At 51.5% G+C, this 17,265-nt stretch carries 11 protein-coding genes; 8 read left to right on the forward strand and 3 right to left on the reverse strand.

All coding sequences use genetic code 11. The features are described 5' to 3' along the window. Positions 1–98: 98 nt before the first annotated feature. Complete coding sequence (gene smpB / locus ACO0K9_RS16265) at positions 99–548, forward strand: SsrA-binding protein SmpB (RefSeq protein WP_422986741.1); 450 nt, start codon at positions 99–101, stop codon at positions 546–548. 69 nt (positions 549–617) lie between these two features. Here the strand turns inward: smpB and ACO0K9_RS16270 are convergent, their stop codons facing one another. After that, positions 618–992, reverse strand: a complete 375-nt coding sequence (locus tag ACO0K9_RS16270; RefSeq protein ID WP_422986743.1) for a hypothetical protein — start codon at positions 990–992, stop codon at positions 618–620. A gap of 270 nt (positions 993–1,262) precedes the next feature. On the opposite strand from ACO0K9_RS16270, the gene ompR reads away from it, so the two are divergent. The 3 genes from ompR to ACO0K9_RS16285 all read left to right on the forward strand — a co-directional run bounded on the left by ompR (position 1,263) and on the right by ACO0K9_RS16285 (position 4,418). Next, entirely contained in the window at positions 1,263–2,030 is a 768-nt protein-coding gene (gene ompR / locus ACO0K9_RS16275) for a two-component system response regulator OmpR (RefSeq protein ID WP_422986745.1), read from the forward strand. 55 nt (positions 2,031–2,085) lie between these two features. Next, the gene (locus tag ACO0K9_RS16280) at positions 2,086–3,447 is read left to right on the forward strand and encodes an ATP-binding protein (protein ID WP_422986747.1); all 1,362 of its coding nucleotides are present in this window, start codon (positions 2,086–2,088) and stop codon (positions 3,445–3,447) included. A 284-nt stretch (positions 3,448–3,731) separates the two neighbouring features. Next, the gene (locus ACO0K9_RS16285; protein WP_422986749.1) at positions 3,732–4,418 is read left to right on the forward strand and encodes a hypothetical protein; all 687 of its coding nucleotides are present in this window, start codon (positions 3,732–3,734) and stop codon (positions 4,416–4,418) included. Between the two features lie 68 nt (positions 4,419–4,486). Here the strand turns inward: ACO0K9_RS16285 and ACO0K9_RS16290 are convergent, their stop codons facing one another. Then, positions 4,487–10,075 (reverse strand): hypothetical protein, encoded by a 5,589-nt coding sequence (locus ACO0K9_RS16290; RefSeq protein ID WP_422986751.1) that lies wholly within the window; start codon positions 10,073–10,075, stop codon positions 4,487–4,489. Between the two features lie 212 nt (positions 10,076–10,287). Here ACO0K9_RS16290 and upp point away from each other — a divergent pair, with 212 nt between their 5' ends. Genes upp through ACO0K9_RS16305 form a run of 3 tightly spaced genes read left to right on the forward strand, consistent with a single transcriptional unit; the run spans position 10,288 to position 12,918 of the window. Beyond that, entirely contained in the window at positions 10,288–10,920 is a 633-nt protein-coding gene (upp, locus tag ACO0K9_RS16295; RefSeq protein WP_422986753.1) for a uracil phosphoribosyltransferase, read from the forward strand. Between the two features lie 32 nt (positions 10,921–10,952). Beyond that, positions 10,953–12,119, forward strand: a complete 1,167-nt coding sequence (locus ACO0K9_RS16300; RefSeq protein WP_422986755.1) for a pyridoxal phosphate-dependent aminotransferase — start codon at positions 10,953–10,955, stop codon at positions 12,117–12,119. Next, positions 12,091–12,918 (forward strand): ABC transporter ATP-binding protein, encoded by an 828-nt coding sequence (locus ACO0K9_RS16305; RefSeq protein WP_422986757.1) that lies wholly within the window; start codon positions 12,091–12,093, stop codon positions 12,916–12,918. The genes ACO0K9_RS16300 and ACO0K9_RS16305 overlap by 29 nt, the downstream gene beginning before the upstream one ends. Before the next feature lie 193 nt (positions 12,919–13,111). Here the strand turns inward: ACO0K9_RS16305 and ACO0K9_RS16310 are convergent, their stop codons facing one another. Further along, a complete protein-coding gene (locus tag ACO0K9_RS16310; protein ID WP_422986759.1) occupies positions 13,112–15,325 on the reverse strand; it encodes a beta strand repeat-containing protein in 2,214 nt (737 codons plus the stop codon). 301 nt (positions 15,326–15,626) lie between these two features. Here ACO0K9_RS16310 and ACO0K9_RS16315 point away from each other — a divergent pair, with 301 nt between their 5' ends. Beyond that, positions 15,627–17,237 carry an ExeA family protein gene (locus ACO0K9_RS16315; RefSeq protein WP_422986761.1) on the forward strand — a complete coding sequence of 537 codons (1,611 nt, stop codon included), beginning with the start codon at positions 15,627–15,629 and terminating at the stop codon, positions 17,235–17,237. The last annotated feature ends 28 nt before the right edge of the window (positions 17,238–17,265 follow it).

Here is a 17,265-nt window from a genome sequence, read left to right on the forward strand (position 1 = left end):
TTGGTAGAATCACAGGTTCGCATTTTAACCGAGTCATTGCAGGGATCGAAACGCATTCCACCGTTTCTTTAACCTGAGATCACCTATTTTCATCCCACATGAGCATTGCTGATAATAAAAAAGCATTCCACGATTATTTTATCGAGGAACAATTCGAAGCCGGTGTCGTCCTGCAAGGTTGGGAAGTCAAGGCCATACGTGCTGGGCGCGCGCAGTTGAAAGAAGCCTATGTCATCGTCAAGAGCGGCGAAATTTTTCTATTCGGTGCGCATATTGGTGCCCTGCCGACTGCCTCTACCCACATTCATCCCGATTCGGTCAGGACACGTAAATTATTGTTAAATGCAGCAGAAATTAGCAAACTGATAGGTAAAGTTGAACGCTCTGGCTACACCATGGTGCCGCTGAACCTGCATTTCAGCAAGGGGCGCATCAAATGTCAGATCGGCCTGGCCAAAGGTAAAAAGCAGCATGACAAGCGCGATACCGAGAAAGAAAAAGACTGGCAACGTGAACAACAAAAAATCATGAAGCAAAACCGTCGCTAAAATTATTTAGCTGGTTTAGTTAATTTAGATAATTTTTCGGAACCAGTTGATTGCGATGATCTGGCTGGATCAACGAATGGGGGTATACAGATCATGCCCGGCATCCTGTATCTGGCGACGCAAGGCGCGTCGCTCATCCGGGGTCAGGCGATTGCGCTTTTGTGCACTGTCGGCGCGGCCACAGCCATGCTCGCCATCACGCTGCGTATCACTACAGTTATCGAGTAAACGATTTTGGTTAAGTTTCTTGCTCAACTGACGTTCGCGCTGCTTATTGAGCAACTCTTCCTTGCGGGCAAGCTCATCTTTACGCTGGGCATCACCGCCACTAAACCTGTTCCAGAATCCACCGCCGTTGTTCGCCCGACCATTGTCCGCCATTGCTCCCGCCGTCAATGACAGCGACAACAATAAGACAGAAATTTTTAAGTACGGTATATTCATTGCCTGGTTTGCTTACAAAAAGCGATTGCCTAATAAGATTGCCTGATAATTTAACGACCAAAGATGCAGAAAATGGATGCTCAATGAAGGCCAGAGAAAAGGATGCTAATTTTATTCCCAAACTTGCATCTGATGCTAGTCAATTTGATTGAATTCAGTTTACGATAGCTGCAAGAATTCCGCTATGGTATTCCGTAAAGTATGTAACAGTTTGTAATCCAGACAAGTAATTCTGTTTGCAAGCCTACTCGATGACAGTACTATATTCCCATGAACAATACGACCCCCACACCAGACTCTACAAACACCAACTCAAATAGCCCGAAAGCAAAAATTCTGGTCGTTGATGATGACCTGCGCTTGCGCGATTTGTTGCGTCGCTACCTGACCGAACAAGGTTTCCAGGTAGTCAGCGCCGAAAACGCCCAGGCCATGAACAAACTGTGGATACGCGAGCGTTATGACATGCTGGTGCTAGATCTGATGTTGCCCGGTGAAGACGGACTGGCAATCTGCCGCCGTCTGCGCGGTGCTGGCGACAAAACACCGATCATCATGCTGACCGCCAAGGGCGAAGAAGTAGACCGCATCATTGGCCTGGAAATGGGCGCGGATGATTACCTGCCCAAACCTTTCAGCCCGCGTGAGCTGGTGGCCCGTATCAACGCCGTATTGCGCCGCAAAACGCCCGATGAATTGCCGGGCGCCCCATCCGAGGGCCCGCAAAGCTTCGCCTTCGGTGACTTTGTGCTGGATCTGGGCACCCGCACACTGAAAAAACAAAATGAAAACATCGCCCTCACTACCGGCGAGTTTTCGGTCTTGAAAGTATTTGCACGCCACGCACGGCAACCCCTGTCACGTGAAAAGTTGATGGAACTGGCAAGGGGCCGCGAGTATGAGGTGTTTGACCGCAGCCTGGACGTACAGATTTCGCGCCTGCGCAAACTGATAGAACCAGACCCTGGCAATCCCCTGTACATCCAGACTGTGTGGGGTCTGGGATATGTGTTCATACCGGATGGTCAGTCACATTAAGCTACAAATCTCTTAATCATTTGCTTCTTTACTGTTGTTTTTAAGCCAAAACTGAATGCACTCTTATTTGAACAGCCTGGAGTGGCTTAAGAGCGGCTTGTTTTGGCGCACCTTCTTCTTGCTGGCGCTGCTTGTCACCGCCAGTATGACGGCGTGGATGGCCAATTTCCGGATATTGGAAACCACGCCCCGGGCGCAGCAAATGGCGGCGCAGATCGTTTCCATCGTCACTATCACCCGTGCTGCGCTAACCCATTCGGCCCCCGAAAAACGGCACCAATTATTGTCCGACCTGGCCAACAAGGAAGGGGTGCAGATTTACCTGCTGGAAGACAATGACCACGTCGAAGAACCGGATGCCACCAGCTTCTTCCAGGAATCCAAAACCATCATGCTGAGAGGCCTGGGCCCCGACACGCGCTTTGCCAGTAAATTGAATGGCGTCAGTGGTTTCTGGATCAGCTTTGATATCGACGATGACCACTACTGGCTGCGCCTGGAACAAGACCGGCTGGACCCACCTATTGGCCTGCAACTGTTCAGTTGGGCGATGGCAACCCTGTTCCTGACGCTGCTGGGTGCAGCTATCATTTCCAAGCTGATCAATGATCCGCTGTCACGCCTGAGCAATGCTGCCCGCGCCATCGCCAAGGGCAAGCAACCACCACCCTTGCCACAAAAAGGCCCGAAAGAAATACGTGAAACCAATCAGAGTTTCAACACCATGATGGAAGATCTGGCCAGGATAGAAGCCGACCGCACCATCATTCTGGCCGGCATCTCACATGACTTGCGCACCCCGCTGGCACGCATGCAACTGGAAGTGGAAATGGCCGACCTGAGTGCAGATTCCAGACAAGGCATGCAGTCCGACCTGCAACAGATGGACGCCATCATCGGCCAGTTTCTCGATTACGCCAAGCCACTGGATAAAGCGGAGCTGGAAACCATCAACCTGAGTGAGGTCTTGCAGCAGATCATCGATGAAGCCTCGCGCTTTCAATACCTGCGCCTGCGTACCGCGATCACCCCCGATCTGTTCATCAATGGCAATATGACTGAAGTCCGGCGGCTATTCAATAACCTGATAGAAAACGCCTGCCGCTACGGCAAGACCACTGGCGCACCGATCACGACGCTGGATATACAGTGCTCACGCAAAAACAAAGAGCGCAAGCTCGGCATACTGATCAGTTTTCGTGATCATGGGGCCGGTGTTGCAGAAACGGACCTGATACGCCTGCTAAAACCATTTACCCGCGGCGACGCCTCACGCAGCCAGGCCAATGGTTCTGGCCTGGGTCTGGCGATTGTTGACCGTATCATCAAACGCCACGGCGGCAAATTGCGCATCTACAACCATCAGGAAGGTGGCTTTGTCATCGTGATTGCGTTACAGGAAGCCAAAGACGTCTAAAAACCTACTCACGCATTTCGACGAATAGTTGCAATAGTAGGATGAGAGAGAAGTTGCCTAAAGCGATGTAAGTCTGGATAAGCTGAAGAAATCTAAGCGATTTTAGAAGAACTGCAAACGACTGATCAGCATCAATTTGCAGCTCTTCCGCCTGGTAAGTCTCGCTTTTTCATACAAAGATCACGAACAGACTCCAAAAGACCAAGTTGCTCACGAACTGACTGGGGCCCAAAGAGTTCGTATGCAGAAAATGTTAGATGACGCCCATCGATTGAGAGATAGCTATGCGTGAATACATATCAAAATCTTTTGGATACCGGCTTCAGATAAGTGCTGACACCCTCAATGGGGAAGGAGGTGCATGTCTGCATTATTCTGGCGCAGGCAATATTAAAGGAGCACCAGATGTGGCATGCCCAAACTGTGCGAATCCATTATTTCCAGCTCTAAATCTGTGTACTGTGGATCCAAGAGTTCGCAAGCTAATTGCGTGGCCAGGTTTTTACATACACGTTTTGTTTTGTCCGTTTTGTGCGTTCTACATGGAACCTTATTGGATTAGACAGCAATCAGGTAATCTCGAGATTGTTGGTGGCGAGTTAGATGGAGGGGAAATACTACAGAATATCAACGTTCCTTATGAGGCGAGAAAATTAACCTTGCGTGAATTAGCCTCAAATGAATACCCAACGAAAGCCGGAGATGCAAAAATGTTAATCTCCAGAAAAATTAACCCAGGCGTCTACCATCAACTTGGTGGGGCACCAATTTTGGCGACAGAGGATGGCCTGTTATGTTGCGATTGTGATTCCGAAATGGGGTTTCTTGGTATTCTTGACTATGATGATCTTAACGTTCCACTGTTTGAGGAGAACCACAAACCTGTTGCGTTGATTGTGGGGGACTATGGGCAAATGAACATATTTGCTTGCGTCAAATGTTCAATAATCGGCATGAAGTGGGCATACTAAATAAAATGAAAAAATCCCGGTTTCCCGGGATTTTTTCACTACTGCACTATCAATAAACGATCTCTGTTTTACAAGCGACCAGTCACCATGGCCAACTGGGTAGCAGGCTTGCTTTTTTCTTCAGCCTGCGCCGGTGTTTCGGTTTGGGGTGCGCTCAGTTCATAACTCATGTGCATGCCTGGTTCCAGCTTTGGTGTTGCTGCCGGAGTGACTTGCTCAAGGGCTGCGGTTTTTTGTGTCACGGCTCTGGATGCAGTGCCGGCGATACCGACATTGCTTAAACCGGCAAACCCGGCGATACCGGCGCACAGTATCAGGCCAGCAATTACTGCTGGACGCAGGCGGAAACGTTTTTGCACTTCATCCTGTTGTAGTGCCTGTGCATCATATGCCACATCGATTGGTGCAATCGCCAGAATTTGCTCGACTTGCTGACGCCATTCTTCTGACTGATGCCTGTTGTTGAGCAGTTTTGTGATCAATGCCTGGGCCAATTGCTCTGCCTCTTGATGTTCGGCTTCCAGGGTCTGTTTGGCCAATTCTGCTTCTGCCTGCAATTCATCTTGATGCTGCTGGATCTGCAACACATTTTGCGCTTGCCATGCTTTGGCAGATGCCAGTGCCTGGGCGATCAGTGCCTGGGCTTGCGCTTCTTCCTGGCCACGAGCCTGCAACATGGCTTGCAACTCTTGCTCCACTGCGACTTGCTGATCCAGTTGTGCCTGCAAGGCTTGCTCTTCTTCCAGGCGTTTTGCCACCACTGTTGCCAGCTCCTGCTCTTTGGCCCTGGTTTGTGCCTGCGCTGCGCCTACCTGACGTTGCAGCTCTGTCTGCAATGTGGCTTGCAATTCGGTTTCTGCCGCCAGTTGCTGGTCCAGTTGGGCTTGCAAGGCTTGTTCTTGTTCGAGGCGTTTGGTTTTGGCGATGGCCAGTTCCTGCTCTTTTGCCTGTGTTTGTGTCTGTGCAACTTCCACCTGGCGCTGATATTCTTGTTGCAATGCAGCTTCGACTGCCTGTTGTTGTGCCAGTTGCGCTTGCAGTGCCTGTTCTTGCGCCACACGCTCGGCAATAGCTGCTGTCAAAGCCTGTTCTTGTTCCAGTCTTTGGGCTTCCAGCGCTTCAATCTGGCTTTCTTCCAGCAATTTTGCGCGCAATGCTGGCAATGCTTCTTCATCAGCGGCGATTTGCAATGCAGTAGCGGCAGCCACTTCACGTTCCAGTGCCAGCTTTTCTTGTTCAATGGCATTGGCGATGATCAGTTGTTCGGCTCTTTGCGCGCTTTGCTCGGCCAGTTCGGCTTCCAGGTGTACGCGCTCTTCCGACGCCATCATAACCAGGCGTTCAGCCTCCATTTTGTCTTCGATCAGGCGCAGGGCTTCCTGCTTCAGTTGCAGGCTATCCATTTCCACCTGTTTCTGTTGCTGGATAACGATGATTTCACGCTGTTCCAGCGCAGCACGTTGCTGCTCTGCCTGTTGCATTTCAAATAATTCTATGGCACGGGCCTGTGCCAGTTCAGTTGCCTGCTGTTCAGATATGGCAAGTGCATGGGCCAGTTCTGCGGCTTCTTTTTCACTTTGCAATCGGGCCTGGATGGCGACATTGGCGTCTTGTTCGGCATTGGCGCGGATTTCGCACAGGCTCAGGTATTCTTGCTCGACCAGTTGGCGTTGCTCGGCTTCTTGCGCTGCTTTTTGTTCGGTTGCCAGTTTTTGCTGAACCAGGCTCAGTGCTTCCAGTTCACAGGCAGCGCGATGATTTTCAGTAACAGTCAATGCGTCTGCTTCACGCAATCTGGTTTCGGTTGCTTCTGCGGCCATGCGCTGGGCTTCGGCATGCTCTATCGAGCGGGACAACAAAGCTTGCTCGGCATTTGCCACACGCAAAGCAGCTTCCAGCGCCTGCTGTTCCTTGGTGGCACGCTGCGCGGCGGCTTCTGCCAGTTGACGTTCGGTATCCAGCTTGGCTTGCAAAGCAACTTCTGCGGCTTCTTCCCGTTCCAGTTTGGCTTGCAATTCAGCGCTGATTTTTTGTTCGGTCGCGATTTTTTCTTGCCCGGCACGGCTCAATTCCAGCAACAGGGCAGATTTCTCTTCCAGTGCAGCGGCTGCCTGGCGTTTGATCAGCGCTTCTTCAGCCGATTGCGCCAGCCATTGTTTTTCTGTTTCATTGAATTTTTCTGCCAGTTGGCGGGCTTCCGCTTCTGCTGCCTTGCGCGCTTCTATCAGTTTGCATTGTTCCTGTTCTGCAGCCAGGCGGGCCTGGGCTTCGGCGGCGGCGGCCAGTTCTGCCTGTTGCTTGGCAGTCAGGCTGGCCAGTACGGCTTGCTCGGCATCAGCACGCAATTGCTGGGTGGCCAGCAATTCTTGTTCTTGTTGCAGACGCTGTGCCAGCAATTCTGCCACCAGTTTTTGGGCGTCAGCATGGGCAGCCAATTCCTGGAACAGGGCTTTTTCTGATGCCAGTGTCGCTTCGGTCGCGGCACGGATGATCTGTTCGGCACGGGCACGTGCTTCGGCAAACTGACGGGCTTCGGTTTCGCTGGCCAGACGGCTTTGCACCTGCTGATGTGCATCTTGCTCAGCCAGCAGTTTTGCTTCTGTGTTGTCCAGCAAAGATTGATCATCTGCCAGGCGTTGCTGCAATACCAGGTCCAGTTCAGCAAGCTTATGGTTTTTTTCTACCACCAGTTCATGCGCACGATGCTGGCTGGCGGCATAGGCTTGTGCCTGCACTTGCAATGCCTGCTCAGCCTGCAGTTTGGCGGCGACCAGTTCCCTGGCTTCCTGCTCGGCTCTGGCACGAACAGCGGCAGCCTGGGCATGTTGTTGTTCTGCTGTCGCCCTGGCAATGGCAGCAGCACTGGCGATTTTTTCTGATTCCAGTTTTTCAGTTGCGGCTTGTGCTTCTGTCAGCGCAGCTTCTGCCTTTTGTTTTTCCAGCCTGGCTTGTTCTTCCAGTGCCTGTGCAGCCTGTTGCTGGGATTTGGCTTTTTCCTGCTCCAGTTTTGCCAGTTGCGTGGCAGCCTTTACACGGGCACCGGCAGCGGCAGCGGCTTGTTGTTCTGCCTTGGCTTGTTGATTATTTTGTTCCAGCAGTTTTTTTTCTTCTGCGACCTTGGCTTCCATGGCAGTACGCAAGGTTTGCTCGGATTGCAGTCTGGCCAGGTGCTGGTCACGCTGTTCCTGCTCCACTACAGCCTTGGCTTGCCATTCTGCGGTCAGGCGTTTTTCAGCTTCCAGTTTTTCTTGCACCAGGGTCAGGGCTCTTTGTTCGGATTCGGCACGCAGTCTCAGCGTCTTGCCCAGTTCTTCTGCTTCTACTGCCTTGCATTGGGCCAGGACCGCCGATTGCTTTTGCAGCTCTGCATGTTCCTGCATTTTTTGCAGGCGAACTTGCTCTGCAGCAATCATGGTCTGACGTGCGGCGCGGGCTTCGGCTTCTTGCTGCTGGCGGGCATTCAAGACATTGACGTGTTCACGGTCTGCGTGGGCACGGGCAAAAACTTGCTCGGCAGCTGATTTTTCAGCTTCGAGTTTTTCCTGTGCTGCCCTTGCCGCCTGCTTTTCAGCTTCCAGGTGCATTTGCTCGGCACGTGCCATTTCTGTGGCTTGATGGCTTTTCAGCAAAGCCACCTTGGCGGCCTTGCATTGGGTTTCTTTTTGCAGCTCAGTCTGTTCCAGTGCAGATTTTTCTGCTTCCAGCGTTGCTTCCAGCGCCAGTCTTTCTTCACGTTCTGCCTGCTCTTTGGCTATGGCAATGGCCATGGCTTCTTCTTCGGTGCGCAGTCTCGCTTCTGCTTCTTGCTGGGCTGTCTGTTCCAACTGCAGTTTTTCCTGGGTCGCTTGCAGCACTTGCTGCACTGCCAGGGCACGGCGACGTTCTGCCTGTAATTTTTCTTCCTGAAGTTCCATCGCTTTCACCTCATCATTAGTGCGTTGCTGTTGGACGCGCAAAAACTCAGTCGCATCGTGATTTTTCTTGGCAGCGGCCGCCGCCATTTTTTGCTGCAATTCCACCTGCTCCATGGTTTTTTCCAGGTTCAGTTTTTCTGCAACACATTCTGATTCCTGGGCGACACGACGTGCATGGTCGGCTTGTTCCTGCAGGCGCAACAGTTCGGCATGTGATTGGTCGGCCTGTGCCAATGCTTCAGATTCTTCGGTTTTTTTACGTTCAGCGTTAAGTCTTTCCTGCAAGGCAGCAGCAGCTTTTTGCTCTGCCTCTACCCGCATTTTTTCAGCCAGCATCAGTTCTTTGGCTTTTTTGGCTTTTTCTGCCGATGCCAGATTGGCTCTTTTCAAGAGTTCAGCCTGGAAAGCGCTGGCACTCAGGGCTTGTTGCTCGGAATCAGCCTGCTCACGTGCTTCCTTTACGGCAACACGTTCTATTTCCACCCGCTCTTGTGCCAATTTGGCGGCACGCTGTTCTTCTGCTGCGCGCTGGCGGGCAATTTCAGTTGCTTCTTTCTCTGCCAGGCGACGCTGACGCGCTTCTTCCGACAAGACGGCTTCTGCTTCCTGGCGGGCACGGGCTTGCAAATCGGCCTGTTGCTCGTTTTCGATGCGGCTCATGGCGGTCGATTGCAGATCACGCTCGGCACGGATGCGGGATTCGGTTGCCATGCGGATTTTGTCTTCGGCGTCGCGTCTGGCTTGTGCCGTGGTCGCGGCAATCATTTCAGCCTGTTCACGGCGTGAGGCGGCAATACGCAATTCTTCTTCTGACTGCATGCGCAGTTGTATCGCTTCAGCCGCCTTTTTTTCGGATTCCATGCGGGCATGAGCGATGGCTTCTTGCTCTTGCTCCAATGCAACACGGGTCAAGGCGTCTTCACGTGCACGCACTTCGGCAGGGGCACGGTTGATGGCATATTCCAGTGCCATGGCTTCGGCCTGATCGCGTTCCTTGTTAACTTGCAGGGATTCACTACGTACCTTGGCCAGCATTTCTGATGTTTCGCGGGCTTCGCGCTCCTGCTTTTCGCGCTCGCGTGCCAGTTCAGTAATGCGCGCATCGGCACGGGCACGTTCTTCTGCCTGTTGACGGGCGGATTGTGACGCGGCAAAGCGTTCGGCCGCCCAGTTCCTGGCATTGGTGGTCTGTGTTGCCAGTTTTTGTGCTTCGGCATGGGCCTGGGAAGCCAGCGCCGATTCAGCCTTGTATTGTTTCTCGGCCTTTTCGGTGGCCTGTTGTTCCATTTTTGAGCGCAGTTCGGATTGTTCACGGGCACGGGCTTCCATCTGCGCCCTTTCCTGCAAGTTCCGGGTTTCTTCGGCAGTGGCGGCGATACGCGCCTGGCTGGCAGCATTCGACTGGCGCTCGGCCATCAGTTTTGCCTGGGTACCGACAGCGGCTTCCTGCTCCAGTGCCAGCTTGCGCTGGGCAAGTTCTGCGGCTTCGGCTTCGGCCTGCGCCCTGGTTTCTGCCAGCGCCCTGGCCTGGGTTTCTGCTTTCAGCCTGGTTTCGGCGGCAACGGTGGCACGGGCTTCTGCTTCTACCCGTGCAATGGCTTCACGAATACCTTTCACGTCGATGCGGACATTGGATTCAATGGCCTCTTCCGGTGGTAAATAATCGTCTTTATGGTCGCCATGGCGATCAAGGGAGTAGTCTCCCAAAGATAATTTATTTAACAAGGCTTGATTGCTGTCCATTCTGCACTCCTGATTTGATAGTCGTTCGCCGTCATCGCGGGCCCTGCCATGCCGGAACTTCTTATCCTGAATTATCAATGAAGAAAAAACTGACGATGACCGGAGCAGAAGTGGAAAAACGCCTCAATTCTTGTTTTATCCGTTTCCCTTAAGGCTGGAGGGACGTAAAATAGCGGCTAACACAACATTGACAACATTGCCGGAGAATTATCTTGAACGAAGACGTTACCGAAATCAGACACCCACTGGTGCAACACAAGTTGTCGCTGATGCGCAGCAAAGACACGCCTACGGATAATTTCCGCCGTCTGTTGCGTGAAATCAGCCAAATGCTGGCTTATGAGGTAACACGCGACCTGCCTATCGAGCTGGTCAAGATAGAAACGCCTATCACCACTATCGATGCGCCGACCATCAGCGGCAAGAAGCTGTGCGTGATTTCGGTGTTGCGTGCCGGTAACGGTATCCTGGATGGCATGCTGGATTTGCTGCCAAATGCACGGGTTGGCCATATTGGCCTGTACCGTGACCCGGAAACCCTGGAACCGGTCGAGTATTACTTTAAAGTACCGGAAGACATCGCCGAACGCCTGGTTATCGTGGTTGACCCGATGCTGGCGACCGGCAATTCTGCCGCTGCCGCCATTGCACGCCTGAAGCTGCGTGGCGCAACCAGCATCAAATTCGTCTGCCTGCTGGCGGCCCCGGAAGGTATCAAGGTCATGCAGGCGGCCCATCCTGATGTCGCCATCATCACGGCATCGATAGACCAATGCCTGAATGAACATGGTTATATTGTTCCTGGCCTGGGTGATGCGGGTGACCGCTTGTTTGGTACCAAATAAACGATTTTTTCTGTTTTAAATTATTTTCACTGATGACGACTATTGCCCGCTTCGTTCCCGAATCCAAATTGCCCGAAGTGGGCACCACCATCTTCACCGTGATGTCTGCGCTGGCAGCCGAAAAAAAGGCGGTCAATCTGGGCCAGGGCTTCCCTGATTTTGCCTGTGACCCGGCGTTGCCGGCAACGGTAGCTGCCGCCATGGCGGCAGACTTTAACCAGTACCCACCAATGACCGGCATGCCGCAGTTGCGTGAGCAGATTGCCCGCAAGATTCTGGATGTCTACGGGCATGCCTATGACGCCAACAGCGAAATCACCGTTACCGCTGGCGCCACCCAGGGCATACTGACGATATTGCTGGCCAGCGTACATGCCGGTGACGAAGTCATTGTCATCGAACCCGCCTACGACAGCTATGTGCCCTCGATCAAGCTGGCTGGCGGCGTCCCGGTATTTGTAAGCATGGAACTGGACGAGCATGGCTACAGCATCCCCTGGGGCCAGGTCAGGGCGGCGATCAGCAACAAAACCCGCCTGATCATGCTGAACTCACCACATAACCCGACCGGCAGTGTGCTCGATGCCAGCGATATCGCGGCACTGACGGACATCGTGCGTGACACCAATGTCCTGATTGCTTCGGATGAAGTGTATGAACACATGGTGTATGACGGACAGCGCCACGAATCGCTGTCACGCTACCCTGAACTGGCTGCCCGCAGCTATATCGTTTCCAGTTTTGGCAAGACGTATCACGTGACTGGCTGGAAGATAGGCTATGTCGCCGCCCCGGCAGCCTTGATGGCAGAATTTCGCAAGGTGCACCAGTACAATGTGTTTAGCGTGAACACCCCCATGCAGGTAGGTCTGGCGCATTACATGGGTAATCCTGCCCCCTATCTGGAATTGCCGGCTTTTTACCAGAAAAAACGTGACCTGTTCCGTGCTGGCCTGGCAAACAGCAGTTTGCGCCTGCTGCCTTGTGCCGGCACTTATTTTCAAAGCGTCGATTATTCGGCCATATCAGGCATGCCGGAACTGGACTTTGCCCGCTGGTTGACTACCGAGATCGGTGTGGCCGCCATTCCTGTATCGGCGTTTTATCAGCAGAACAAGGAATCTGGCATCGTGCGGTTTTGCTTTGCCAAACAGGACGCCACCCTGCAAGATGCCTTGCAGCGCCTGCAAAAGTTATAAATCACGGCAGGAAAGCCGGAACATACCTCTGGTGACGACACGATCTAAACATTCATTTCTTAATTATCCACTAGCGCGTTCTATGACCACTTCAGCATTGCAGTTTAAAAATATCGTCAAACGTCACGATAAAAAAATTATCCTGAATGGCATTACGCTAGACATCGCTCAAGGTGAATTTTTTGGCTTGATTGGTGTAAATGGTGCGGGTAAGACAACCCTGATCAAATGTTTGCTGGATTTTTGTACGGCTGACGAGGGGGAAATAGATATTTTTGGCATACACAATACATTGAGCAATGCGCGCAAGCCGATTGCTTTTTTGCCAGAACGTTTTGCCCCCCCCTATTACCTGACGGGCAAAGATTTTTTGAAGTACATACTAGAGCTACAAAACGTAAGTTACAAGCAATCCGAAGCACAGGAAGTATTGCAGACATTGGACCTGGATGACTCTGCACTGATTCGTCCGGTGCGTCTGTTTTCCAAGGGCATGACACAAAAGCTAGGCTTGGCCGCTTGCTTTCTGGCGCAAAAAGAGTTGTATGTACTGGACGAGCCTATGAGCGGTCTTGACCCTAAGGCACGCGCCTTATTGAAAACCCGCTTGCATAAGTTGCGTGACAAGGGTAGCACGCTGTTTTTCAGTTCCCATGCCCTGGCGGACGTCGAAGAAATTTGCGATCGTATTGCCATCTTGCATCAGGGCCAGCTTCGTTATATCGGCTCCCCGGCTGCCTGCTGCCAACAATATGGGACATCTACACTGGAACAGGCATTTATGCGTTGTATCGAGTAATCAGGTCGACATGCCCTATACAGCGCCTTACATGATGCTGCAAAGTCTGCAAAAGCCATCGTATCCGTATCGCTAAAAACGCTTGAGCCAGCACCGAATAATCCGCACGCCCCCCTGCAAACACTGCATCGCTTCACAGAATGAATGGCCGCTTGCAACCAGCAAAACGGCACTCCCTATTAAATACAAGTCTTTATGTGCACGGTGCGACAAACGGAGCTGGTTGGGTGACCACGCTGCCATTGCCAACACCATTGTCCTTGATGGTCATAATGCTGGTTGCAGAGGCACCAAGACTATCCACTACCGTCACAATGACATCAAATGTACCCTGCGGAATTCGCAGCCCACTGGAGTCAATTGGATTGATGCATCGATTAAGATTGCTTCCCAAGCCTATGGTTAATGTCGCTCCTGTGATACTTACCGAAGACAAGGTTTGATCACTGGTAAATGCGCGATATGGCCCGGTACCACCGTAAATATTGAAGCTGAGTGGGATGGTGCTGTCCTCGCCGATGATGATCGCACTTGGTGACAGTCTTAGCGAAGTTGACAACTGACTGACCGTAAGAGTGAAAGCCTTGGTTTGCCCCAAAGCGTCAACAATGGTCACATTGGTACTGCCTGCATTGAGTAAAGTCGCCGCAAACGCCCCGCCACTGGCAGCCACTGTAGTCGGGCTAACTGCCGCAATACTAGGGTTGTTGACAGTTATGTTGTAGGGCGCGGTACCTCCGCTGACCAGGAATTGCAAAACATCACCCACATTGGCGCTGGCACCGTTTGGCTGGACATCAATAGTCACACTACCTGATTGTGATGTCGTCACAGCGATGTTTACCGAGGTTCCCGTGGCATCGAAAACCAAAACTTGTGCAGAACCCGCCGCAATCCCCCGAATACTTAAGGTGTTGCCAGAAACACTGGCCGTAGCAACAGCAGTATTGCTACTGGTGCTGGTATAAGGGGCAGTACCGCCACCTACCGTGTAAGTATTTGTGATTCCTGCCGCAAGATTAACTGCACTTGCCGATGTTGTATAAAGCGAAGTAGTAACTTGTGATGTCGTCACAGCGATGTTTACCGAGGTTCCCGTGGCATCGAAAACCAAAACTTGTGCAGAACCTGCCGCAATCCCCCGAATACTTAAGGTGTTGCCAGAAACACTGGCCGTAGCAACAGCAGTATTGCTACTGGTGCTGGTATAAGGGGTGGTACCGCCACCTATCGAGTAAGTATTTGTGGTTCCTGCTGCAAGATTAACTGCACTTCCAGATGTCGTATAAAGCGAAGTAGCAACCCCGGCAGAACCGACATTCACGGTGACGACTACCGACGCCCCCAATGAATCGATAACATTGATTTGCGCAATACCGACAGCAATACCTGTCACAGTCAGTTTATTGCCAGCGATGCTCGCGGTTGCTGCACTACGGTTACTCGTAGCGACACTATATGGCCCTGTCCCGCCCCCTACTGTGTATGAGCCAATTTCACCCACTGCAAAAGTAAGTGAGCTTGGCGCAGCAGTATAGAGTGTCGTTGCACTACCAGTAGCAGCTACCGTCGCTGTAATGGTGACAGAGGCTCCTTTCGCGTCAAATAATAAAACTTGTGCAGTCCCTGTTGCAACACCCTTAATGCTCAAATTCGGCCCGGAAACACTGGCAGTGATCGCACTCGCATTATTGCTGGTAGCCGTGTATGGTGCCGTGCCGCCTGCCACACTGAAAGTCGCGGTTTCGCCACTGGCAACCAATACCGTACTTGCGGCAGTGGTATAGAGTGCAGTCACGGCTCCCGAACCAACCGTCACATTGAATGTCACAGCGCTTCCTGTCGCATCAAATACAGCGATCTGCGCCGCACCGGCAGTGACGCCTGTAATAATGAATAGATTATTGTTGATGGCAACCGTCGCCACAGATGTGTTACTGCTGCTGATCACATACGTTGGTTTTCCGCCGCCGATGGTAAAAGCTGTGGTTGCCCCCACACCCACAGTAACCTGACTTGGGGCTGTGGTGAATAATGCGGTAACAGTATTACCAGAACCTACGGTCAAAGCCAGGGTGACCGAGGCCCCAACGGCGTCAACAACGGTTATCTGCGCCACCCCGGACGATAGTCCGCTAATGGTCAAGGTACTTCCCTTGACCTCTGTCGTGGCAACATTGGCATTGCTTGAGCTGGATTTATAGGGCGCAGTACCACCACCTATGGTGTAACTCGTCGTGCCACTGTTGATTGTGATCGTACTGGGCGCAGTTGTGTAAAGCGCCGTGCCAGTCGCTATTCCTACAGTGCCTGCCCCACCCCCACAGGCAACAAGAAATAGAGAGAGAAAAGTTATTACGCCCAAGCTGACCAACTGGCGGATCGACATTTTTTTGACGAGATACATTATATTTTTATCCAAGAATTACAAATGAATTATTACTATTATCGCGCTGAAACGTGCTTTGTAACAATTATTGATAAAAGAAAATCAAAAATGGTGCTTACCCGGTGTTTTTGAGCGGTTTCTGCAGTCTTTGGCGATATCAGAAGTCACGACCCTTATTCCAATATTCTTAGTACGTGTTGATCCGGAAGATCAAGCGCACTCCCCTGCGTGCAAAAATCAAAGATATTCCTTGTATGCCTGACATGATGTACTCTTATAGTCTTCAACCGGACACAAGACCCATCTGCACCTGGACCCTATGTATCGCTCTCATTTTGGACTAAACGAGTCTCCTTTCAGCATCACGCCTAATCCTGCGTTCTTTTATTCCGGGAGTCAGCGCGGGGATATTCTGCAGGCGCTTATCTACGCAATTACCCATGGAGAGGGCATCATTAAGGTTACCGGTGAAGTTGGCAGTGGCAAGACTATGCTTTGTCGCATGTTGGAAGGTATGCTGCAGGCCAACGTGGAAGTCATATTCCTTGCCAATCCAACCTTGAGCCGGGCAGAAGTTGTGTATGTGATCGCGGGCGAACTTGAGATAAATACCTCAAACAAAAGGCCAGATGAAGTTATACGATTATTGCATGCTGAATTGATAGGCAAGCATATCAAAGGCAAGCAGGTAGTGTTACTGGTTGAGGAAGCGCAGGCTATGTCGCTTGAAACCCTGGAAGAGATCCGCTTGTTCTCTAATCTGGAAACCTCTCATCACAAACTACTGCAAATTGTCTTGTTTGGGCAGCCAGAACTAGACGCACATTTAAATTTGCCGCGAATGCGGCAATTGAAGGAACGTATTACGCATAGTTTCAAAATTCCTCCATTACTCCCCAATACCATTCCCAAATTCTTGATGTTTCGGATGCGAGCAGCGGGCTATCGCGGGCCAGACATATTTGACAAAAGCGCGATTAAATTACTGGCTCAGGTATCCGAAGGAATTGTGCGACGTATCAATATACTTGCAGATAAATCACTCCTGGCCGCATTTGCCGACAATGCGCATCTGGTTCAGGCCAAACACGTAAAAGAAGCAATTCTCGACAGTGAATTTTCTGTAAAAAAAACCAGTAAGTCCCAACCGAAATGGAGTCTCGTCCTGCTATTAGCCGTCGCTATTGTTATTGCGGCAGATTTAGCCTGGAGAATTTATTGGCAGAATCGTGGTGCACCAGCGACGACACAAGTTGGCACCACTGCCGTTGCTACCACTACATCTGCAGCGCCAGCAAGCCCGGCGCAAATGGCATCTGAACAGCCGGGTCAAACTTCCCCGGTTGCCATCGATCAAAATGCGGCGCCGGTATCAGTACCGGCAAACACAGTCACCACATCCACCATCGCCACCACTGCCGCATCAGAGAAGTTGCCTGAAACCAACGCCGGATCAGCCCCGGTTCCCCTGCAAAAATCGCTGGCAAATAAGGATAAGTCGGATAAGTCAGATAAGTCGGCCTCATCAAATGTGGAACCAGAACCAACAACAGTCGCAAAGAAACAAGCAGTGCCGGGCATTTTTCAACAGCTTGCGGATAGATCAAAAAATTGGCTAATCGATATGCAGCAAGATCAATACACAGTTCAAATTGCACTGATTGATGCGAGCAGCTACACTAAAATCGAGCAATTTTTACAAAAAGCCAAAGCTGAGACTGGCATTGATAAGTTACATCTGTATCCAACGCGGATAAACGGGACTCCCCACTTTGGTATCGTATATTCCAGTTTCGGGTCACGTGAAGAAGCCCGGCAAGTCAACGTCGAATTAGAGAAAAAATGGAACTATCGGGGTCAGCTAAGAACTGTAGGTGGACTTCGCGCAGAAATATTGCGCTCGCACGGCCAAGATTTGTGGCCACAATAATGGCCTGGTAGTAACTAAATCCATTAAA

Source organism: Undibacterium sp. Ji50W, assembly GCF_049340445.1.
In the GTDB taxonomy this organism is placed as follows: Bacteria; Pseudomonadota; Gammaproteobacteria; order Burkholderiales; family Burkholderiaceae_D; genus Undibacterium.